Source organism: Variovorax gossypii (assembly GCF_003965815.1).
GTDB lineage: Bacteria > Pseudomonadota > Gammaproteobacteria > Burkholderiales > Burkholderiaceae_C > Variovorax > Variovorax gossypii.
This window is the reverse complement of sequence record NZ_RXOE01000001.1, coordinates 599,004-621,344: the sequence shown is the minus strand read 5'-3', so window position 1 is coordinate 621,344 and position 22,341 is coordinate 599,004. Positions and strand designations below refer to the sequence as shown.

The 22,341-nt window shown below is 69.7% G+C and carries 11 protein-coding genes; 9 read left to right on the top strand and 2 right to left on the bottom strand.

Annotated elements, in window-relative coordinates; all coding sequences use genetic code 11:
- Position 1 precedes the first annotated feature (1 nt).
- A complete protein-coding gene (locus EJP69_RS02765; RefSeq protein WP_126468649.1) occupies positions 2–4,999 on the bottom strand; it encodes a non-ribosomal peptide synthetase in 4,998 nt (1,665 codons plus the stop codon).
- On the bottom strand, positions 4,996–12,444 hold the full coding sequence (locus EJP69_RS02760; RefSeq protein WP_126468648.1) for a polyketide synthase: 7,449 nt from the start codon (positions 12,442–12,444) through the stop codon (positions 4,996–4,998). The genes EJP69_RS02765 and EJP69_RS02760 overlap by 4 nt, the downstream gene beginning before the upstream one ends.
- Before the next feature lie 499 nt (positions 12,445–12,943).
- Here EJP69_RS02760 and EJP69_RS02755 point away from each other — a divergent pair, with 499 nt between their 5' ends.
- From EJP69_RS02755 to EJP69_RS02720, 9 genes are all read left to right on the top strand, one after another.
- Complete coding sequence (locus EJP69_RS02755; RefSeq protein ID WP_126468647.1) at positions 12,944–13,828, top strand: class I SAM-dependent methyltransferase; 885 nt, start codon at positions 12,944–12,946, stop codon at positions 13,826–13,828.
- 96 nt (positions 13,829–13,924) lie between these two features.
- On the top strand, positions 13,925–14,674 hold the full coding sequence (locus EJP69_RS02750; RefSeq protein WP_240652010.1) for a peptidoglycan DD-metalloendopeptidase family protein: 750 nt from the start codon (positions 13,925–13,927) through the stop codon (positions 14,672–14,674).
- Positions 14,675–14,815: 141 nt separating this feature from the next.
- The gene (locus EJP69_RS02745; RefSeq protein WP_093195181.1) at positions 14,816–14,998 is read left to right on the top strand and encodes a hypothetical protein; all 183 of its coding nucleotides are present in this window, start codon (positions 14,816–14,818) and stop codon (positions 14,996–14,998) included.
- A gap of 117 nt (positions 14,999–15,115) precedes the next feature.
- Positions 15,116–16,246, top strand: a complete 1,131-nt coding sequence (locus tag EJP69_RS02740; RefSeq protein WP_126468646.1) for a metallophosphoesterase family protein — start codon at positions 15,116–15,118, stop codon at positions 16,244–16,246.
- The gene (locus EJP69_RS02735) at positions 16,243–18,885 is read left to right on the top strand and encodes an AAA family ATPase (protein ID WP_240652009.1); all 2,643 of its coding nucleotides are present in this window, start codon (positions 16,243–16,245) and stop codon (positions 18,883–18,885) included. Before EJP69_RS02740 ends, EJP69_RS02735 begins: the two co-directional genes overlap by 4 nt.
- 246 nt (positions 18,886–19,131) lie before the next feature.
- A complete protein-coding gene (locus EJP69_RS29400) occupies positions 19,132–19,278 on the top strand; it encodes a hypothetical protein (RefSeq protein ID WP_170217031.1) in 147 nt (48 codons plus the stop codon).
- 16 nt (positions 19,279–19,294) lie between these two features.
- On the top strand, positions 19,295–19,879 hold the full coding sequence (locus EJP69_RS02730) for an A24 family peptidase (protein WP_093307134.1): 585 nt from the start codon (positions 19,295–19,297) through the stop codon (positions 19,877–19,879).
- Positions 19,880–19,912: 33 nt separating this feature from the next.
- Positions 19,913–20,755, top strand: coding sequence for a Flp pilus assembly protein CpaB (cpaB, locus tag EJP69_RS02725; RefSeq protein WP_093307135.1), 843 nt, complete (start codon positions 19,913–19,915; stop codon positions 20,753–20,755).
- A 91-nt stretch (positions 20,756–20,846) separates the two neighbouring features.
- A complete protein-coding gene (locus EJP69_RS02720) occupies positions 20,847–22,340 on the top strand; it encodes a type II and III secretion system protein family protein (RefSeq protein ID WP_371287125.1) in 1,494 nt (497 codons plus the stop codon).
- The last annotated feature ends 1 nt before the right edge of the window (position 22,341 follow it).

The following is a 22,341-nucleotide window of genomic DNA, read 5'->3' as shown; positions in this document are numbered from 1 at the left end:
GTCACCCCTTGCGCAGCCAGCCGCCGAGGGCGCCGAGCAGTCCGCCGCGCGGCGCATGAGCGGCGGAGCCGGCGGCCAGCTCCGCGAGATCCGAAGGCACGCCTTCGCCGGCGTCGCGCGGAGACGAGGCGATCTGCCCGAGGTTCTCGAACAGGTAGCGGCGCGGCTCCACGCGGTGCCCCAGCGTCTGGGCGGCCTGCTGCACCGCGCGCAGCACCAGCAGCGAATCGCCGCCGAGGTCGAAGAAGTTGTCGCTGGCGCGGATCTCGTTGACGTCGATGCCGATCACGCCGGCCCAGATGAGGGCGAGCTGCGCCTGCTCGGGCTCGAGCTGGCTCTGCTTCGCCTTGGGCGCTTCACCGTTGGCGGCTCCTGTTGCGGCGCTCCTGCCCGTGTCGCTCGCGGCCAGCTTGCGCAGGTAGGCCGCGCTGGTCGAGCTCTCGGCGTCGGCGATCCGCTCGAGCGTGGCGCCGGGTTCCTCGGCCACGCGGCGCAGCACCTCCAGGTACCGCTCGCGCAGCTGGGCGCCGGTCTCGCGCAGGTACACGTCGGCGTTGTAGATGAGCGCGCCTTCCAGGCCGTGCGGCTTGTCCATCAGCCACACGCCGATGTCGTCGGTGGCGCCGTGCTGCATCACGTGCATCTGCCGGGTCTGCAGGCTGCCGATGGAGCGCGTGCGTTCGCGCGCGTCCTGGAACGAGAACATCGACTGGTAGGGGCCCGAGGTCTTGATCTGCCCCGCGTAGCCCGGCTCGGCCATCAGGCGCTCGAACGGCACCTGCTGGTTGTTCATCATCGACAGCAGTTCCTGCTTCACGTAGCGCATGAAGGCGGGCAGCGCCAGCGAGCGGTCGACCGTGAGCGAGACCGGCAGCACGTTGTTGAAGAAGCCCATCACGTCCTCGGTCTCGGCCTGCTGGCGTCCGCGCACCGGGTTGGCGATGACGATCGCCTCGTTGCCGGTCACCTGGGCCATGGTCAGCGCGTAGACGCCGAAGGTGAGCATGCTCAGCGTCACGTCCATGTCGCGGGCGATCTCGCGCAGCCGCTGCGTGCTCTGCAGGTCGATGTGGATCCAGTGCGCGCCGCCCTGGCCGCTCTTGCCGGCGCGCCGGGGCATGTCGGTCACCGGCGGCCGCACGGCCCTGGCGCCTTCGAGGCGGCCGCGCCAGAAGGCGAGCTGCTCCTCGCAGGCGGGCTCGGTCAGCCACTTCTCCAGCCACTGAGCGTAGTCGCCCTGGGTGGTCATGAGCGCGGGCAGGTTGTGCGGGCGGCCGCGTTCGGCTGCGTCGTAGAACGCGGCCAGCTCGCGCTGCATCAGGTCGAAGGACCAGCCGTCCCAGATCAGGTGGTGCGGCACGAACTGGAACACGTGCTCGTTGTCGTCCAGCCGGAACAGCGTCGCGTGCATCATCGGCGCGGCGTGGATGTCGATGGGCCGGTCGGCCAGCTCCTGCATGCGCTCGGCCAGCTCGGCCTCGCGCTGGTCGGCGGGCAGGTCGCGCAGGTCGACCAGCGGCAGCGTGAATTCCGCAGACTCCGCTATCGCCTGCACCGGCTTTCCGCTGTCGGCGTCGATGTCGATGCGGGTGCGCAGCGAGGGCTGGCGGCGGATGATCTGGCGCAGCGCTTCCTCGAAGCGCGCCGCGTCGAGCTGCCCCGTGAGCCGCTGCGCCGAGGGCGCGTTGTAGACCGAGCGGCCCGGATGCAGCTGCTCCATGAAGCGGATGCGCTCCTGCGCCATCGTCAGCGGCGCGGTGGTGCGCCCGGCGCTGCGCCCGATCGGCGCCTGGAGCCCGACGCCCGCGCCCTGCAGGGCCTGGATGGCCGCGGCCAGCTTTTCGGCGGTGGGCGACTCGAACAGCGAGCGCAGCGGCAGCGTGACCTGGAACTCCCGGCTCAGCAGCGTGGTGAGGCGCGCCGCCAGCAGCGAATGGCCTCCCATGGTGAAGAAGTCGTCGTGCATGTCGAGGCCGGGCAGGCTCAGCACCTTCTCCATGAGCGCGAGCACCTTGCGTTCGTGCTCGTTGCGCGGGCCCGCGCCGCGGCGCATCTCGTCGCGTGCCACCGCCTGCGGGGGCGGGAGTGCGACGCGGTCGATCTTGCCGTTGGCCAGCTTGGGCAGCACGTCGAGCGTCACCACGTGCTGCGGCAGCATGAAGGCGGGCAGGTGCTTGCGCAGGTGCACCATCAGGGTCTCGAGGTCGAAGCCGGTGTCGTGCTTGAGCGCGAGGTACGCGACCAGGCGCACGTCGCCGGGGTTGTCCTCCCGGGCGATCACCACCGCGCGCGAGACGCCCTCCACCTCGCAGCAGCGCACCTCGATCTCGCCGGGCTCGATGCGGTAGCCGCGCACCTTCACCTGGAAGTCGAGCCGCCCGAGGTGGTCGAGCAGCCCGTCGTTGCGCCAGCGACCGCGGTCGCCGGAGCGGTACATCTTCTTCGGCGTGCCGAAGATGCGCACCGTGACGAAGCGCTCGGCGGTCAGCTCGGGCCGGTCGAGGTAACCCAGCGAGACGCCTTCGCCCGCGATGCAGATCTCGCCGGGCACGCCGATGGGGCAGGGCTGCAGGTCGGCATCGAGGATCCAGATCTCGGTGTTGTCCACGGGCCTGCCGATGGACACGCCGCGCGAGGCGATCTCGTTCGGGCGCACGTGCCAGGCCGTGGAGTACACGGTGGTCTCGGTCGGTCCGTAGCCGTTCCACAGGCCTTCCATGCGCTCGCACAGCGCCAGCGCCATGCTCGGGCGCAGCGCCTCGCCGCCCGTCCAGCCGCGGAAGCCCGGAGCGCCGCCGGCCCACTGGGCGTCGAGCAGCAGCTGCCACATGCCGGGGGTGGCCTGCAGTAGGGTGATCTGTTCCTCGTCGAGCGCACGCGACAGGCGGTTGCCGTCCATCGCGACCTCGCGCTTCACCATGACCAGCTCGGCGCCGGCGGCCAGCGGCAGCAGCAGGTCGGGCACGGCCATGTCGAAGGACAGCGTCGTCACGGCGGCGATGCGGTCGGCCGGGCCGATGCCCGACTCGCGCTGCATCCACTGCAGCAGGTGCGCCACGCCGCGGTGATGCGCGATCACGCCCTTGGGCAGGCCGGTCGAGCCGGAGGTGTAGATCACGTAGGCGGCGTCTTCCGACTGCGGGTCGTCGGCGCCGGGAGGCAGGGCCTCGCCGGAGAGCTGCCGCCATTCGGTGTCGCGGTCGATCTCGAAGATGCGCTGGCTCGCGTCGCCGCGCCAGTCGCGAGGCGCGACCGCGATGTCCGACGAGGTCAGCATCAGCGCGAGCTTCGCGTCGCTGGCGTAGTGGTCCAGCCGCGCCTGCGGGAAGGCGGTGTCGAGCGGCACGTAGGACGCGCCGGCCTTCAGCACGCCGAGCATGGCGACGACCATCTCGAGGCTGCGCTCCAGGCACAGGCCCACGCGCTGGCCGCGGCCCACGCCGCGCGCACGCAGCGCACGGGCGAGGCGGTTGGAGAGTGACTCGAGCTCGCCGTAGCTGCAGCTGCGGGCGCCGTCGCGCACCGCGGGGCGGTCGGGCTGCAGCGGCGCGCGCGCGACGAAGCCGGCATGCGCCAGCGGCGCGCCGACCAGCGGCACCCGCGCGGGCTGCAAGGCGAGCAGCGCATGCGTGGCATCAGCCGACAGCACTTCGAGCCTGCCGACAGTTTCGTCGGGCTCGTGCGATGCCGACTGCAGCACGCACGCGAACATGTCGAGCCAGCGTTGCACGCTGACCTCGTCGAAGAGGTCGGTGTTGTACTGCGCCTCCACCATCAGGCCGCCGTCGAGCGGACGCAGGTTCACGAACAGCTCGAAGTTCTCGTAGCGGCGGGCGATGGTGTCCTGCACCACGTCGAGCGTGGTGAAGGCCTGCGCGCTGCTGGCCACGTCGGGGTCGACGTTGAAAGCCACGCTCACCAGCGGCAGACGGCTCGGGTCGCGCTCCAGGGAGAGCTGGCCCAGCAGCGCGCCGTAGGTGAGCGCCTGGTGGTCGAAGGCGTCGAGCACGGCGGTACTGCATTCGTCCATGAGCGCATCGAAGCGCATGCCGGCGCGCGCGGCCAGGCGCAGCGGCAGCAGGTTCACGCAGTGGCCGACCAGGCCGGGCATGTCGTGCGCGAGCTGGCCCGAGGCGGGAATGCCGACCACGATGTCTTCCTGCCCCGTGAGGCGGTGCAGCGTGGCGACGAAGCCGCTGAGCAGGCCGGTGAAGAGGCTGACGCCGGCCTTGGTGCTCGTCGTGCGCACCGCGCCGACCAGGCGCTTGTCGAGCAGACGCTCGGCGCGAAGCGAATTGAAGGTGCGCGCGGCCGGGCGCGGGCGGTCCAGCGGGAGGTCGAGCACCGGCAGCGTGCTGCCGGGGAAGCGCCCCAGCCAGTAGTCGACGTGCGCCTGCATGTCGGGGTGCGCCGCGGCGGCGGCCTCCTCGGCGGCGAAGTCGGCGAAGAGCGGCGCCGCCTTGAGCTTCAGCCCGGTGCCGGTTTCCTCGGCATACAGGTGGCCCAGCTGTTCGGTGATGACCGCCCACGACCAGCCGTCGCACACCACGTGGTGCGCGGACATCACCAGTTCGTGCTCGGCCCTGCCGAGCCGGTAGAGCACCGCCCTGAACAGCGGGCCGTGCTCCAGCGAGAAGGGCGTGCAGACTGCGTCCTCGTGCGCGTCGCGCAGCGCCTGGACACGGGCTTCGGGCTCCAGCGCGGCCAGGTCGTGCCCGACCATGACGTTCGCGCGAGGCTGGCTCACCAGCATGCAGGTGCCGTCGGGCGAGATGGTGGAGCGCAGTGCCTGGTGGCGCGCGAGCAGCCGGTCCATGGCGCGCGAGAGGGCCGTCTGGTCGAGTTCCCCGCGCAGGCGCAGCACCACCGATTCGTTGTAGGCCATCGAGGCCTCGGTGCCCAGCGTGGCGCCGAGCCAGACTTCGCGTTGCGATTCCGTGGTCGCAATGATGGATTCGACGACCCCACCGCTCGCGGTGGGCTTGAGAACGGCGTTCATGCTGCGGCCTTTCCATTGACGAGGGAGTGACTGGCGGGTGCCGCGTCGGGCACGTACCAGAAGGGCTGGCCGTCGATGTCGCGGGCCAGCACGGAGCCTTCCTCGGCTGGCTTGTGGATGTCGAAGCCGGTGACGGGAATCGCGCGGCGCGGCAGGAAGCCGGACTCCTGCATCTCCGCGACCGATTCCTTGAAAGCGCGCTGGATGAAGGCGATGTCCTCGGCGCTGTGCGCGCTGGTGAGGAAGCACGGGAAGTTGTCCAGGATGTGGACCCCGCGGCTGCGCATCATGGCAAAGAGCAGGTCCTGCAGCGGGTGGTCTTCGAGCCAGCTCACGCGCCACAGCGAGGCGAAGTGGCGGACCTCGATGGGCGCGCCGACTTCCCTGCACCAGCCCGAGAGTTCCGCGGCCATGGCCGTGGTGCTGGCGTTGAGCCCGGCCTGCAGCGCCGGCCCGGCTTCCTTCAGGTGCATGAGCGAGGCCTTCGCCGCCGCGAGTGCGAGCGGGTGGCGCACGAAGGTGCCCGCGAAGTAGGTCACGCCCACGCCGGGGATCGAGTCGTCGCCGTATTGCCAGGCGCCACCGTCGAGCGCATCCATGAACTCGCGCTTGCCCGCGATCACGCCCACCGGGAAGCCGCCGCCGATCACCTTGCCGTAGGTGGCGAGGTCGGCGCGCACGCCGAACAGCTCCTGCGCGCCGCCCAGGGCGGTGCGAAAGCCGGTGATGACCTCGTCGAAGATCAGGCAGCAGCCGTTCTTCTCGGTGATTTCGCGCAGCTCGTGCAGGAACTCGCGCGGCTGGAAGTCGGGGCGGCGGCTCTGCACCGGCTCGGCCAGCACGGCGGCGAGGTCGCCCGCGTTGTCGCGGATGAAGTCCAGCGCTTCGGGCGTGCCGTAGTCGAGCACGCGGATGTCGCCGAACATGCCGCTCATCACGCCCGGCGCGGCCGAAAGACCCTTGCCGCCCTTGCCGGCGCGCACCAGCACCTCGTCGAAGGTGCCGTGATACGAGCCGGTGAACACCACCACCGTGCTGCGGCCGGTGACGGTGCGCGCGATGCGCAGCGCGGCCATCACGGCCTCGGAGCCGGTGTTGCAAAGGCCCGCGCGGTCGTTGCCGGTGAGCTCGCAGACCAGTGCCGTGACCTCGGCCGCCAGCGGGTGCTGCGGGCCGATCTCGTAGCCGGCGTCGAGCTGGCGGCGCACCGCTTCGAGCACGAAGTCGGGCTGCCAGCCGAACATGTTCATGCCGAAGCCGTTGAGCGCGTCGACGTACTCGTTGCCGTCGAGGTCCCACATCCGCGAGCCCTTGGAGCGCTCGATGACGATCTGGTAGGTGATTTCCTTCGTGATCGGCCTGAAGCCGTTGACCACGCGCGGGTCGGCCATGTGCGGACGGTTGGCCTCGGTGAATTCCTTGCTCTTGCGCGTGCGCTCCACGTAGCGGCGGACGAAGGCCGCGAGCCGCGCCTTCTGCCGGCCGCTGGGCTCGGCGGTGCGCTGCGTGTGGATGCGGGCGATGGCGCCGAAGGCCTTGCTCACGTCGTAGCGCACGGGCTGCGCGGGCTCTTCGGCGGACGTGGGCGTGGGCGCGGTGGCTGCAACCGGGGTCGCGGCCACTGCCGGGACCGCCTGCACCGGCACGGCCTGCAGCGTCGCGAGCGGCGCCGCGGGAACCGCGCCGGACAGCAATGCGAGCTGCTGGCGCATCAATTCCATCTGTTGCGAAATCAGCTGAGACAGCGGTCCTTCGCCCGCGACGACGCCTTGTGCGGGCATGTACACGGGCAGCGCCTGCGGCATGCGCAGCGGCATGGCGACCGCGCTTTCTACCGGGGCTGCCGTTGCAGCGGTCATCGAGGTCGTCGGTGCGGCGACCGGCGCCGGAGCGGCTTCAGGCGGCAGGCTTTCCCGCAGGAAGGCCGAGAGCGCGTCGAAGCCGCGATAGTTCTCCATCAGCTGGCGGAAGCTGACGTTCACCTTGAAGTGCTTCTTGATCTGCGTGGCCGCCTGCGTCAGCGTGAGGGAGTCAAGGCCGAGCTCGCCGAAGGGCGCCTGGCCCTCGGCCTGCGCCATGTCGAGGCCCGAGATGTCCTCGAACAGCGCACGCAGGCGCGTGTCGACGGACGAACCGGCGGAGGGAGGAGGAAGAGGCGAGGGCGTTGCAGCGGTCACGATCGGCTCCAGGGAAACGGGTGGGACGAAGGGCGATGGCGTCGCCGCGGCGGCAGGCGCGGCGGCGACGGAAACGTCGGGGGAAGAGGTAACGGCAGCAGCGATGTCGACCCAGCAGCGCTTGCGTTCGAAGGGCGTGGTGGGCAGGCGTACGCGCTGGGCGCCGGCGCGGGCCGTCAGGCGCGAGAGTTCGATTTCCGCGCCGCAGGTCCAGAGGCGGCCGAGGGCCAGGCGCAGGGTGCGGGCCTCGTCGGCCATGCCGCCGGGCTCCACGTGCAGCAGTGCGAATGCGTTGCTCGCGCCGTGCTGGCGCACCAGCGTGGAAAGCGTGTTGCGCGGACCGGCCTCGACGAACAGCGGGTTCGCCGTCTGCGCCATCGCGCAGCGCACGGCCGGCGAGAAGCGCACCGTGCCGCGCAGGTGCCTGGCCCAGTAGGACGGGCTCGTGGCCTCGGCGTCCCCGAGCGGCTTGCCGGTGAGCGTGGAATAGATCCGGGTCTGCGGCGCGTTCAGCGCCACCTTGGCCACCAGGGCTTCGAAGGGCGCGACGGCCGCGTCCATCATGGCCGAGTGGAAGGCGTGCGAGGTCTGCAGCGGGCGGCTCGGAATGCCGTCCGCTTCCAGCGCGGACTGCAGCGCCGCGATGGCATCGAAGGGGCCGGCCGCGACACAGGCCGTGGGGCCGTTCTCGGAGGCCAGCGAAAGCTGCGGGCCCAGCCTTTCGATGAGCTGGGCCGCGCCAAGGCGCACCGACAGCATCGCGCCGGCCGGCTGCGCCTGCATGAGGGCACCGCGGCGAGCCACGAGCCGGGCGGCGTCTTCGAGGCGCATCACGCCCGCGATCACCGCCGCGACGAATTCGCCGACGCTGTGGCCGATCAGCGCATGCGGCCGCGCGCCCAGCGCCAGCAGCCGTCGGGCGAGCGCGTATTCGAGCGCGAAGATCGCGGGCTGTGTGGCGGCGGTGGGCGACAGCGCTTGCGGGTCGTCCGAGAACATGCGCTCGCGCAGGTCGAAATCCGTCACGCCCTCGAGAGCTGCCATGCAGTCGTCGAAGGCGGCGGCGAACACCGGGTCGTTCGCACGCAGGTTGCGGCCCATGCCGGCGTACTGCGCGCCCTGTCCGGGGAACATGAGCACGAGCTGGGGTTCGCTCGAGGCCGCGCGGCCGCTGACGGTGCCGGTCGAACCGGTGTCGCGCAGGGAGGCCACGGCATCGGACGTGCTGCCGGCCACCACCGCGCGGCGGAAGGCGTGGGCCTTGCGGCCGACCGCGAGGGTGTGGGCCACGTCGGCAAGCGGAAGCTCCGGATGGCCTTCGAGGTGCGATGCGAGCTGCCCGGCGGCTGCGGCGAGCGCGGTCTCGGAGCGCGCCGAAAGCAGCAGCACCTGCTCGCCCGTGGCGGGCGGCGAGACCGGCCGGGGCGGAGCCTCCTCGACGATGACGTGCGCATTGGTGCCGCCGACGCCGAAGGAACTGACGCCCGCGCGGCGCGGCTGCGCGGCGCGTGGCCACTGCTGCAGGCTGGAGGTCACGTGGAAAGGCGTGCGCGCGAAGTCGATCGACGGGTTCGGCGCGCTGAAATGCACGGTCGGCGGAATCTGCTCGTGATGCAGCGCCAGCGCCGTCTTGATGAGCCCGGCCGCGCCCGCCGCCGTGACCATGTGGCCCACGTTGCTCTTGACCGAGCCCAGCGTGCAGTAGCCGAGCGCATCGGTGTGCTCGGCATAGGCGACGGCCAGCGCCTCGACCTCGATCGGGTCGCCCATCGGCGTGGCGGTGCCGTGCGCCTCGACGTAGGAGATGCTGCGCGCGTCCACGTCGGCCGCCGCCAGCGCGGCGCGGATCACCGCGGCCTGCCCGTCGACGCTGGGTGCCGTGAAGCTGGCCTTGGCGCCGCCGTCGTTGTTCACGCAGGCGCTGCGCAGCACGGCGTAGATGGTGTCGCCGTCGGCCTGCGCGTCGGCCAGCCGCTTGAGCAGCACCACGGCCGCGCCGTCGCTGAAGACGGTGCCCCGGGCCTGGGCGTCGAAGCTGCGCGTGTGGCCGTCGGGCGAGAGCATCGAGCCCTCGTTGTAGAGATAGCCGCTGCGCGGCGGGCAGGTGACCGAAGCGCCGCCCGCCAGCGCCATGTAGCACTGGCCGGTGCGCAGCGCATGGAAGGCATGGGCCACGGCCACCAGCGAGGTCGAGCAGGCGGTGTGCACGCTGACCGCCGGGCCCGTGAGGTTGAGCCGGTTGGCCACCCGCGTGGTGATGTAGTCCTTCTCGTTGGCCAGCATCACCTGGAACTCGCCCACCGGCTCCACCAGGTCGGGCCGGGTGCTCACGTGGCGCTGGTGGTAGGTGGCGTTGTACATGCCGGCGTACACGCCCACCGGGCCCGGCGCGGCGTCCGGCACGTAGCCGGCGCGCTCCAGGCATTCCCAGCAGATCTCGAGGAACACGCGCTGCTGCGGGTCCATGAGCTGCGCTTCCTTCGGGCCGATGCCGAAGAAGGCGGCGTCGAAGTTCTCGATGCCGTCGATCACGCCGCGCGCACGCACGTAGGCCGGATCGTTGCGCAGGGCTTCGCCGATTCCGGCGTCCAGCGTGGCGTCGTCGAAGAAGCTGATGGTGTCGCGGCCCGCGACGAGGTTGTCCCAGAACTGCTCGACGTCGGCCGCGCCGGGGAAGCGGCCGGCGGTGCCGACCAGGGCGACCGCATCATGAAGCGCGTCGTGGGGAAGGGTGGCCGCTGCGGTCGATCGATCCTTGAAACCGGCCGCAGCGGCCGTGGCGGGCTGATCACCCGCCGGCTGCATCCGCGCACCCATTGCTTTTGGCGTGGGATTGCGGAAGAAAAGATTGGTCGACAGCGGCGTGCCGCTGCCGCGCCGGAGATCGGCCAGCACCTGCAGCACCAGCAGCGAATCGCCGCCGAGGTCGAAGAAGTTGTCGTTGCGGCCGACCTTCGAGATGCGCAGTGCGCGCGCGAAGGCGTCGCACACCTGCTGCTCGATGGCGCCACGCGCTTCCTCGAAGGGCTGCGCGAGCTCGGGGCGCTCGCCGGCCGGCTCGGGCAGCGCCTTGCGGTCGAGCTTGCCGTTGGGCGTGACGGGAAGCCGTTCGAGCCACACCTGGGCGGCCGGCACCATGGCCGCGGGCAGGCGCTCGCCGAGATGAGCGCGCAGGGCCTCCCAGGAGAGCTTCTCTTCTCCAGAGTGCGAAACCAGATAGGCCACGAGGCGCAGCTGCCCGCTGCCGTCGGGCCGGGCTACCACCGCGCACGACTGCACGCCGGGATGCGCGAGGATCGCCGCCTCCACTTCGCCGGTCTCGATGCGGTGGCCGTGGATCTTCACCTGGCCGTCGCGACGGCCGATGAATTCGATGGTGCCGTCCGGCAGCCAGCGCGCGAGGTCGCCGGTGCGGTAGAGCCGGTCGCCGGGGCCGCCGAAGGGGTCGGCCACGAAGCGCTCGGCGCTGAGCGCGGGCTGCCGCAGATAGCCGCGGGCCAGCCCGTGGCCGCCGATGCAGAGCTCGCCGACGAAGCCGGTCGGCAGCAACGCCATCGAGGGGCTGAGCACGCGCAGCACGGTGTCCTTGATCGGGCGGCCGAGCGGAACCGAGCGCAGGTCTTCCGGGAGCGGCGACGCGATGCGGTGCGTGGCCGCGAAGGTGGTGCATTCGGTCGGGCCGTAGCCGTTGCTCAGCGCGAGGCCGGGCAGTGCGGCCAGCGCGCGGCGCACGTGCGGCACGGAGAGCGCCTCGCCGCCGGTGAAGAGATGCAGCAAACCCGAAAGATGGGCCGGGTCGTCGTCGACGACGGCATTGAAGAGCGCGGCCGTGAGCCAGGCCGTGTGCACGCCGTGGCGCGCGATGGTGCGGGCGAGCCCGGCACCGGTGGGCACGCGCTCGTCATGGATCACGCAACAGCCGCCGTTGAGCAGCGGCCCCCAGATTTCCAGCGTGGCCGCGTCGAAGCCCAGCGGGGCCGCGTGCAGCATGGCGAGGCCGGGGGTGAGCGAGACGTAGTCCACGCCCACGACGAGCCGCAGGATCGAGCGATGGCAGATCTCGATGCCCTTGGGCGTGCCCGTCGAGCCCGAGGTGTACATGACGTACGCCACCGATTCCGCGTCGATGGCCGGGAAATTCCATGAACCACGGTTTTCGTTGTCTTGGTGCTCGTCGACCAGAAAAACGCCGTGATGGGGGGGGATGAGGTGGCGGTGCTCCTGCGCGGTCAGCACGTGGTGCGCGCCGGCCTCGTCGAGCATGTAGGCGATGCGTTCGGGCGGATAGTCCGTGGGCACGGGCACATAGGCGGCGCCGGCCTTGAGGATGCCGAGCTGGGCGACGATGGCCGCCATCGAGCGGTCGAGCAGCATGCCGACGTTGTCGCCGGCGTGGACGCCCAGGGTCTGGAGGCGCCGGGCGAGATCGTCGGATCGCTGGTCGAGTTCGCTGTAGCTCATCTGCGCCTCGCCTTGGGCGAGGGCGATGGCTTGGGGCGTTGCAGCGGCCTGCAGGGCGAACACGGCCGGCACCGTGAGGGCGGAGTCGATCGGGGAGAGGGCGATGTTCCATGCACCGAGCTGGTCGGCGCTTTCGGCTCGAGGCAGCGTGCGGATGTCGCCGAGTGCTGCATCGGGGCGGTCGAGCAGGTCTTCGGCGGTGTCGGCGAGCGTTGCGAGCAGCACATCGATCGCGGCGGGGTCCATCAGGCCGGGCGCCGCGTCGGCGTGCAGCGATGCAGAGGCGGCGTCGAAGCGCAGCCGCAGCGGGGCGTCGGCGCTTTCGATGCCTGCTTCCTCGCGCAGCCAGAGCGAGGCGGGCGACGGGGCGGCATGCGCGGTCTTCGACGCGCCGCGGCGGCCGAGGTCCAGCTCCGCCAGCCAGGGGCCCGCGGCCATGGTGGTGTCGAACGCGACGGTGGTCGAGAAGCACGCGGGTGCGTCCTGCCCGGTGCCTGCTTCATCCAGCACGGGCCAGAGGCTTCCGAGCCAGCGAGCCTGCAGGAGGAGCCATGCGCCGGCGAAGAGGGTGTCGGGCAACTGGCCGCCGACGGCCGGCGAGCCGGCCAGCTTGCGGGCGAAATGGGGCGAGAGCGTGGTGGAGGCGACGTGGCGGCTGGCCGATCCTTTCGAATTGGATCGCGACACGAACAGGTCTTCCAGAGAGAGCTCCGGATCGCCTTGGCCTGCCTGCGAAACAGTTTGAATTTCCACGTAAGTATCCCAAAAGAAATACGCCAAAAGTAATTGGGCGAATGGAAAATCCATTCGCTCAATTAAGAATGAAGAAGCAGAAAGATGTTTTTTCGTGTCTTCATCCTAGGGTGTTTCCCGCAGCCGATGTGTGTACTTTAGGCCCCGGTTACAACTGGATAAGGTTATTTCTGAAACGTACTACCCGAATCGTCCAGTACGAGGTAACTGATGAGCGATCGGAGGAGAAAAAGCGGCCCGGCGGCCCGCTCCGGATGCCCGAAAGGCCCGTTCGAGGAGGGGTACTCCTGGGGAGAACTCAGGGGGAACAAGGGGGAAACCGCATCGACCGGCCACCGCGCCACTGCTTCGGGTGCGGGCCTCGCTTCGCCTGCGAGCCATGCGGAAAGTGCACGCGGAAGTGTGTCGAAAAATGAAACATCCTCCCGGAGCCGACTGTTATGAATTGCCGATGCCTGTAACCGTATAAGAAATATCTGTACAAAATCAAGAAATCGAAAAAACTGGTGAGAGCGCTCCGATTGCGCAAAATCCAATTCACCGGAACCCGTAAATGCTCAGCGACATCCTATTACCCGATGTAGTTCTGGAGCGCCGCGGCAACTATCTGGAATCAATTCTTCCCGGTAATTCAGATGCATTGACCGCCAACGCGATCTACTTCGGCAATGAGGCCTGGGCGAGGGAATATCTGGCTTCCTGCCACCGCGACGGGCACTTCCGAAACCGCTGGCTGGCCGCCGGCGGCGACTGGACGGACAAGGTCGTCATCGACCTGGGTTGCGGCCCGGGCAATGTATTTGCAACGCTGGGCGGCAGGCCGAAATTGCTCGTCGGCGTCGACGTGGCCGCGGGCTCCCTGGAGCTGGCCGCGATCGAGGGCTACATCGCGGTGCTGGCGGACGCCGCGCACACGCCGTTCCGCTCGCAGGTGGCGGACATCGTGGCCATCAATGCCACGCTGCACCACTGCGACGACATGAAGGCGGTGCTCGAGGAGGGCGCCCGCCTGGTGAAGCCCGACGGCCTGCTGATCACCGACCACGATCCGCAGCTGACGGCGTGGGACTACCGGGGACTGGCCCGCCTGCTGTGGAACACGCGTCTGTGGGTCTGCCGCGTGATGGGGCGCGGCTTTCACAAGACCGGCAGCCAGCAGTCGTGGGGGCTGCGGACCGAAATACATCACCGGCCCGGCGACGGCGTGACGAGGGAGCTCTTCGAATCCACGCTGATGCCGCTGGGCTTCGAGGTCCGCGTGCATCCGCACAACCATCAGGCAGGAGCCGGCGTCCTTCGCGGGGAGGCCGGCCCCATGCAATGGAAGTACCGCATGGGCAGCCTGCTGTCGGGCCGCGACCCCGGCGCGTCCTCGAGTGCGCTTTCTCTGATGTGCATCGCGAGGCGAACGGGCGCGAAAAACCCCGTGGTCGGCTGAACGCCCGGCCACTGCTGGTAGCCTTCCGGATTCTTCGAGCGCGGTCCCGGGCACCGGGGCGCGCGAGATTCAGGTCATCCAGGAAGGAATCCGGTAGTGGTTGTTGTGACAGGAAGGAACTGGCGTGCCGGCATGGTGCTGGCCGCGGCATTGATGGTGGCGGCGTGCTCCACCTCTCCCAAGGCACCGGTGGCGGGACCGGGCGAATACGTCGTCCAGCCGGGCGACACGCTCTACCGCATCGCGTCGAAGGCCGGCCGTTCGCCGGGCGACATCGCACGCTGGAACAACCTGCAGGATCCGGACAAGCTGGAAGCAGGGCAGGTGCTGCGCGTGGTGCCGCCAGGCGGCGGCGCTTCTGCAGGTGCATCGCCCGAGCCGTCCCCGGGAAGGAGCCCGGGTGCGGAGCGTCCCGAACGCCCGGAGCGCGCGAGGCCACCCAGGGCCGCGGCGCCGGAGCCGGCCGCGCCGCCCGCGTCGAGGCGCAGCGACTGGGCCTGGCCCGCGCCGGGCCAGGTGATCGCGGGCTTCAACGGCACGAGCAGCAAGGGAGTCGACATCGGCGGCAACACCGGCGATGCAGTGGCCTCCATCGGCGCGGGCAAGGTGGCGGTGACGGAAACGCTGCGCGGCTACGGCAGCGTGGTGATGGTCGATCACGGCGGCTCCTACATGTCGGTCTACACCAACCTGCGCTCGGTGCAGGTCAAGCAGGGCCAGCAGGTGAAGCAGGGGCAGAAGCTCGCCGAGATCGGCGGCCCCGACGGCGGACGCGCCAAGCTGCACTTCGAGCTCCGCTACCGCGGCAATGCCGTCGATCCACGCCAGTACCTGCCGGCACGGTAGGCAAGGCCACGGCCGGGGCAGGACGCGTTCCCGCGCGTTCTGTTCCTTCTCTCTGGCGAACGACATCCCCCGAATTGGCGATACCGCAACGCCTGCGAAGTACGCAGACTTCCGCTCCTGATTCTGTACAAGGGGGCGTAGATGGAAGTCGTGCATTGGGTGTTCCTCATTCTCGGCAGCGCGCTGGCTCTGACCACGCAGTGGTTCCTGATCGCCCCGTTCAGCCTGGACTGGCGACCGCTGCGCGCGCAGATCGTCGTGCAGGTCACTCAGGCGGCCGCGCTGCTCGAAGAGTGCGCCGCCACGGCCGACTCGACCGCCTAGCCGTCCGCACCCCGCACGGGGCGGCGGTCGACGTCGGGCCGGAGCGCGCGCCATCTAAGATGCGCACTCTTCTGGAATGACGTATGCAGACGCGGTAGGCAAAGGGGGCCACGACGCATGATTTCTTTGCTCCACACCGCGGACTGGCAGATCGGCCGCGTTTTCTCCCAATTCGAACCCGACGACGCCGCCGCGCTGTTCGAGGCACGCTTCAAGGCGGTGGAACGGCTGGCCGCCATAGCGGCCGAACGCAAGGTCGACGCAGTGCTGGTCGCGGGCGACGTGTTCGACCTGCAGACCGTGTCGGACAAGACCATCCGGCGCATGTTCAACGCCATGCAGGGCTTCGCGGGGCCCTGGCTGCTGATCCCGGGCAATCACGACTCGGCGCTGAGCGAATCCGTCTGGAGCCGCGCGCAGCGGCTGGGCGCCGTCGCGCCGAACATCGTCTGCTGCCTGGAGCCCAGGCCCCATACGGTGGCGGGCAAGTTCACGCTGTTGCCCGCGCCGCTCACGCAGCGCCACACCTATGGCGACCTCACCGACTGGTTCGCCGCCGAACCGGACGAGGAGGGCCTGCCCCGCATCGGACTGGCGCATGGCTGCGTCCAGGGCATCCTGTCGGAAGACATCGACTCGGCCAACCCCATCGCCGCCGGTCGCGCGGCACAGGCCCGGCTCGACTACCTCGCGCTCGGCGACTGGCACGGCACGCGGCAGATCGACGATCGCACCTGGTACGCGGGCACGCCCGAGACCGATCGCTTCCGCGCCAACGATTCGGGCCAGGCGCTGCTCGTCGCCATCGACGGCGCAGGCGCGGTGCCGGCGGTCGAGCCCGTGCGCGTCGGCCAGTTCGACTGGCAGCAATGGGAACCGCGGCTCGCCGTGCCCTCCGACATCGACGAACTGGTGCGAAAGCTCGAGCAGATCGGCAGCGGCGACGTGCTGCAGCTGCGCGCCCAGGGCACCTGCGACCTCGCCGGCCATAACCGGCTGGGCGCCGCACTCGATGCGGCCCGCGCCCGGGCCCGGGCGCTGGTGTGGGAAGGCGAGGCGCTGCGGCTGGAACCGACCGAGGAGGACATCCAGGCGCTGCACGCCGACGGCTTCGTGGGCGAGGCGCTGCAGGCATTGCGCGAGCAACAGGGCGACACAGACGCGGAACTGGCCCGCGACGCGCTGCTCACGCTGGCGCGCATCCTCGGCGCGCAGCAGGGCTCCTCGCACGCGGGAGCCGGCGCATGAGCATGAAGCTGCAGCGGCTTCGCATCGAGAACTTCAAGCTGTTTCGCGCGCCGTTCGAGATCGACGGCCTCACGGACGGGCTGAACCTCTTCGCGGCCCCCAACGAATCGGGCAAGTCCACCGTCGCCGAGGCGATCCGCGCCGCCTTCTTCGAGCGGCACCGATCGAGCGCCGTCGAGCACCTGCGGCCATGGGGCGAGAGCTCGGCCACGCCCACGGTGGAAGTCGATTTCGAACTCGACGGCAAGCCCTGCCGGCTCACCAAGGCCTTCCTCGGCAAGAAGCGATGCGAGCTGGTGATCGACGGCAGGCCCATGGACGGCGCGGTGGCCGAAGACCACCTGGCGGCGCTGCTGGGTTTCCGCTTTCCGGGCAAGGGCGCCAGCACGCCCGAGCACATGGGCATTCCGGGCCTGCTGTGGATCAGGCAGGGCACTTCGCACGACATCGCCAGCGCGGTGGGCTTCGCCAGCGACCACCTGCGCAACGCGCTCGGCGAATCGCTGGGCGAACTGGCTGCCAGCAACGGCGACGCGGTGCTGAAGGCAGTGGAGGCCGAACGCAACGAGCTGCTCACACAAAGCACCGGGGTTCCACGCGGCGTCTACGCCGATGCCAACAAGCTGCGCGCCGAGCTCGAAGAGAAGCTGGAAGAACTGCTTGCCGACGTCGAGTCCTACCGCTCCGGCGTGGACCGCCTTTCCGGCCTGCGCCGCGATCACCAGCGCGACGAGGCGGCCAAGCCATGGACGGCATTGCGCGAGCAGCTGGTCGTCGCGCAGCAGCGGCTGGACGAGGCCAAGGGACTGGACCAGAAGAAGACCGCGCAGGAGGCCGCGCTGAAGCAGATCGGCGCACAGGTGAGCTCATGGCGCACCCAGCTCCAGGCGATGGAGCGCGAGGAAGCGACGCTCGCCCAGCGGGAGAAGAACCTGCAGGCGACGCAGGAAGGTCTCGCCAGGGCGATCGGCGAACTCCAGGCTTGGGAACCCCGTCATGCGGCGGCGGCGAAGGCCGATGCCGCGGCGCGTGAAGCCCTTCGCCTTGCGCGGCAGGCCGCGTCACGCGTTGCGCAGGAGAAAACCGTCGAAAGTTTGGCCGAGCAGTTCGCCGTTCTCTTGCAGAGCCACGAGAAGGCGAAGGCCGAGCAGGAGAAGGTCACGCGCCTGCAGGCCGAGGCGCAGGCGCTCGCAGTGCCGGAAGGCGAACTCAGGCGTTTGCGGCATTGCGCGGACGCGCTCCGCACGGCGCAGGCCAGGTTGGACGCAGTGGCTACGGCCCTGGAGTTCGAACTTCAGCCTTCGGCCGGAGTGCGCGTGGCCGGCGAGGAGCTGTCCGGCTCGACGCGGCGGACCGTCATCGCGCGAACCGACATCGAGATCGAAGGCGTAGGCCGCATCACCGTGTTGCCGGGCGGCGCGGATCTCGAAAGCCTCGCCATCGAACGTGACCAGGCACGCGACGAACTCGCTGCGCTGCTCCAGGGCCTGCGCGCGGAAAGCATCGCTGCCGTCGAGGAGCGCGTGCGGCAGCAGGCTCTGCGCAAGAGCGAAGCCGCCGCGGCCGAAGCCGTGCTGGCTGCGCTGGCGCCCAAGGGGCTGGGCGCGCTCGCCGCGGACATGGCGACGCGCGAGGCCCGGCTCGCGGAAGCCAGGAAGGTGCTGCAGGACATGCCGCCCGCACCAGCGGACGATGCGGCGTCGCTCTCGAGCCCGCAGGCCGAGTCGCAGGAGGTCGCCGCGCGCGCCGCGCTGGAAACGGCCTCCGCCGCGCTCAACGACGCGAAGGTGGCGGCCGGGAACGCACGCGAACAGGTCAAGGCCGCCGAGGACGAACTCGCGGCGGTCAAGGCCACGCTGGACGACCCCGCACGGGCCGGCAGGAAGACGGAAGCCGGCGGCGCGCTGACCGATGCACTGGCGCAGCAGTCGGCCATCCAGGACAAGGTGGCCGAGCTGGCCCAACGACTGCAGACCATCAACCTGCCGGTGCTCGCGCAGGACGTGGAGCGCCTGGACCGCAGCGTCAGGCAGGCCGAAGCCGCGCACAACCAGCGCGCCACCGAGATCACGCGGCTGGAAGCCGAACTCGAGGCCCGGGGCGCCCTGGGCCAGGAGGAGGCAGCCTCGGAGACGCAGCGCGAGCTCGAGCACGCCACGCGGCGCTGCACGGAACTCGAACGGCGGGCGAGGGCGCTCGACCATCTGCTGAAGCTGTTGCGCGAGAAGCGCTCGGCGCTGGCGCAGCGCCTGCGCGCGCCGCTGCAGAAGCATCTCGACCACTACCTGCAGATTCTTTTCCCCGGCGCGCAGGTGGAGGTTGGAGAAGATCTCTCGCCGGGCCGCATCACGCGGCAAGGGCTGCGCGGCGCCCAGAGCGGCGCCTTCGAAGAGCTCAGCGTGGGCGCTCGCGAGCAGATGGGCGTCGTCGCCCGGCTGGCCTACGCGGACCTGCTGAGAGAAGCGCGCAAGCCGACCCTGCTCATCCTCGACGACGCACTGGTGAACACCGACGAGGAGCGCCTGCGGCAGATGAAGCGGGTGCTGTACGACGCGGCGGCCCGCCACCAGATACTGATCTTCAGCTGCCACCCCGAGGCTTGGCGCGATCTCGGCGTGGTCGCGCGCAGCATTCCCTGAACTCCCTCCTGCGGCACGGCGGGCGGCGATAGGCCATTCGGCCATCGGCCGCTTGTCACGCCGCGTTCCGGGTGCTTTGTCATGCCCGCAAGCCCGCGCCCACGGGGGATTTGACTCCCTCAAAAAGGGGCGCTCCGCTCATGTGCGGAAACGCCGCGATTCCTACAGTCATCCCCAAGGCCCAACGCCTCTGCCCATGCCGGGCAACAGGTGCTCCAGGCCGGCAACGACAACCGGGGGATTTGCATGGAACCGCTCGCACTGCTGCCGACGACCTTCATGAACCTTCTGCGCGAAGACGCAGGAATGTCGTTCATGGAGTTCGCGCTGATCGGAGCGCTGGTGATGGTCGTGTGCCTGCTGCTGCTGCTCGCCATCCGGCGCAGCGCCTGAACCCGTGGAGCCCATCATGCAGGAACTCGACGCCGTTCTCGAACTGCTGGCGATGCTGGTCACCGACGTTCGCACCGTCGCGCTGCTCGCGCTGCTCGCCGTGGCCGCGGTCAGCGACTGGCGCTTCTACCGCATTCCCAACTGGCTGACCTTCGGCGGCGCGCTCTTCGCGCTGGTCTACGGCACGCTGGCCGCGCGTACGCCCATGGCCGGGGCGGCGAGCGCCTTCGGCGGACTGGGCGTCGGCTTCGCGGCGATGGTGCCGTTCTACGTCATCGGGGTCATGGGGGCAGGCGACGTCAAGCTGATGGCGATGTCGGGCGCCTTCATCGGGCCCGAGCAGACGCTGATGGCCGTGCTCTTCACATTCATTGCGGGCGGCGTGGCGGCCATGGGCTTTGCCATCCACCGCCGCCGCGTCGGACACATGCTGGCCAACGTCAAGGACGCCGCACAGGGCGTGATGTTCTCCAGCATCGCCGGAATTCGCCCCTCGGGGCGCATCGATGCCAGCCAGTCCGTGGGGAAGCTGCCCTACGGCATCTGCATCGCAGCGGGCACGGCGATCGAAGTGCTCGCGCACCAGCTGGGCTACGTCTAGCCCTCTCATCTCTTACCTGCGACGGAGGTTCACATGAAGAACATCAAGGCGATCGGGCTGATCCTTCTGGCCCTGCTTACGGGCCTGGCGGCAGCCGTCTACGCGGCCGGCTGGATCTCCAGGCAAGGCGGCATCGCGTCCAACAAGGTCGTGGTGGCGGCGGTCGACATCGAACTGGGCAGCCGCGTCAACGCGCAGATGCTCACCACGGTCGACTGGCCCAGCGGCTCGGTGCCGAACGGCTCGTTCGGCGAGATCAAGGCGCTGCAGGACCGCGTGGTGAAAGTCGGCGTGCTGCGCGGCGAGGCGCTCATGGAGGGCAAGCTGGCACCGGTGGGCACGCAGGGCGGGCTCTCGGCGGTGATCGCCAGCGGCAAACGGGCCATGACGGTGCGCGTCAACGACGTGGTCGGCGTCGCAGGCTTCGCGCTGCCGGGCAACTACGTCGACGTGATGGTCAACGCCCAGCAGGACAAGGGCCGCGGCGAAGAAGCGCTGCAGATCAGCAAGACCGTGCTCGAGAAGGTGCTGGTGCTGGCGGTGGCGCAGGAAGCCAACCGCGACGATACCAAGCCCAAGGTCGTGAGCGCCGTCACGCTCGAGCTCTCGCTCGAGGACTCCGAAAAGCTCGACCTGGCCCGCAGCGTGGGAACCCTGTCGCTGGTGCTTCGCAACCAGATGGACAAGACCACCGTCGCCACCGACGGCATCACCAAGGGCCAGCTCTTCGGCGCGAAGGAGATCGTGCAGGTCTCCACCGCCGCAGCGCCGACTCCCGCCCGCCCGCGTGTTCGTCACGCAGGCCCCGCCGCTCAGCCGGCTTCCCAGTGCGTGGAGGTCATCCAGCACTCGGGCAGTTCGCTCACCTGCTTCTGACCCCAAACGACAGGAGGAACACCAAGTGCGCCATATCTCCACAAAACTCGCCAGCCTGCTGGCGACCATCGCGACCGCGGCGACTCCCGCCATGGCCGCGGAGGTCGCGGCAACCGCCGCCGCCACGGGTGCCATGCCCACGGCAGCAGTCGCCTCGACGTCAGCCGCTGCCGCGGCTGCGTCCGGCAACACCGGACCGGGCAGCAGCCGCCGCTGCACGGCCATCATTCCCGACGACCAGCCTACACAGGCGGTGCTGGGCAAGTCGGTCGTCATTCCACTGAAGGCGCGCGTGGTGCGCATCGTGGTCAGCGGCCAGCCGCCGGCCCGGGCCGCCGTGCCAGCCGCTGCGGCAGCCGCCGTGCCGGCGGGCATGCAGCCCCCGCCGGCCCAGGCCGCGAACGCCAACGCCGGAGACGGCATCGCGGACGTCGACGTGACGCTGCTGAGCCCGACCGACCTGTTCTTCCGCGGCCGCCAGGCAGGCTCGATGAACGTGGTGCTGCAAAGCGCCGACGGCACCTGCTACATCAAGGACGTGATCGTCACCATCGATCCGCTGGCGCTGCAGGCCAAGCTGGCCGAGCTGATGCCCGACGAGCGGCGCATCCGCGTTCGCAGTGCCGAGAAGTCCATCGTTCTCACCGGCGAGATCAGCGACGCGCTCAAGCTCGACGACGTGATGAACCTGGCCTCGGCCTACGGCGCCGACGGCAAGAAGGTGGTGAACCTGCTGCGCGTCGCAACGCCGCAGCAGGTGATGCTCGAGGTGAAGATCGCCGAGGTCAGCAAGACGCTGCTCGACCGGCTGGGTTCGCGCGTCGGCATTGCGCGCACCGGCAACGGCGGCCTGAACAACTACTCGCTGATCTCCAATTTCCTGAGCACCGGCGCCGGCCTGGCGCAGGCGCTGCGCATCGGGCGCACCTCGCTGACCATCGACGGCCAGAAGGACGACGGCCTGGTGCGCATCCTTGCGGAGCCCAACATCATGGCCATCAGCGGGCAGCAGGCCAGCTTCCTGTCGGGCGGCAAGATCTTCATTCCGGTGGCGCAGAACGCCGCCGGCGGCGGCGGGACGAACATCACGCTGGAAGAGAAGGAGTTCGGCATCGGGGTCAAGTTCACTCCGACCGTGCTCAATGGCGACCGGGTCAACCTCAAGCTGGTGTCCGAGGTGTCGGACCTGACGCAGACCGGTTCTCCCTTCACCACCGTCTCGGGCGTCACCGCCGTGCTGCCCTCACTGACGGTGCGGCGCGCCGACACCACCGTGCAGCTCAATGACGGACAGAGCTTCGTCATCGCAGGGCTCATCAAGAGCAACGTGAACGAGACGATCAAGCGCTATCCGGGCCTGGGCGAAGTGCCGGTGATGGGTGCGCTGTTCCGAAGCACCGAATTCCAGAACGAGCAGACCGAGCTGATGTTCGTCATCACGCCGCGCCTGGTGAAGCCGCTTGCCGAATCGCCGAGGGTGCCGACGGACAACCACGTCGTTCCCAGCCGCGCCGAGGTCTATCTCAACGGAGCCCTCGAGAGCTCCACCCCGGCCCCGGCCGCCCCCGCCAGCGAAACCCCGTGAG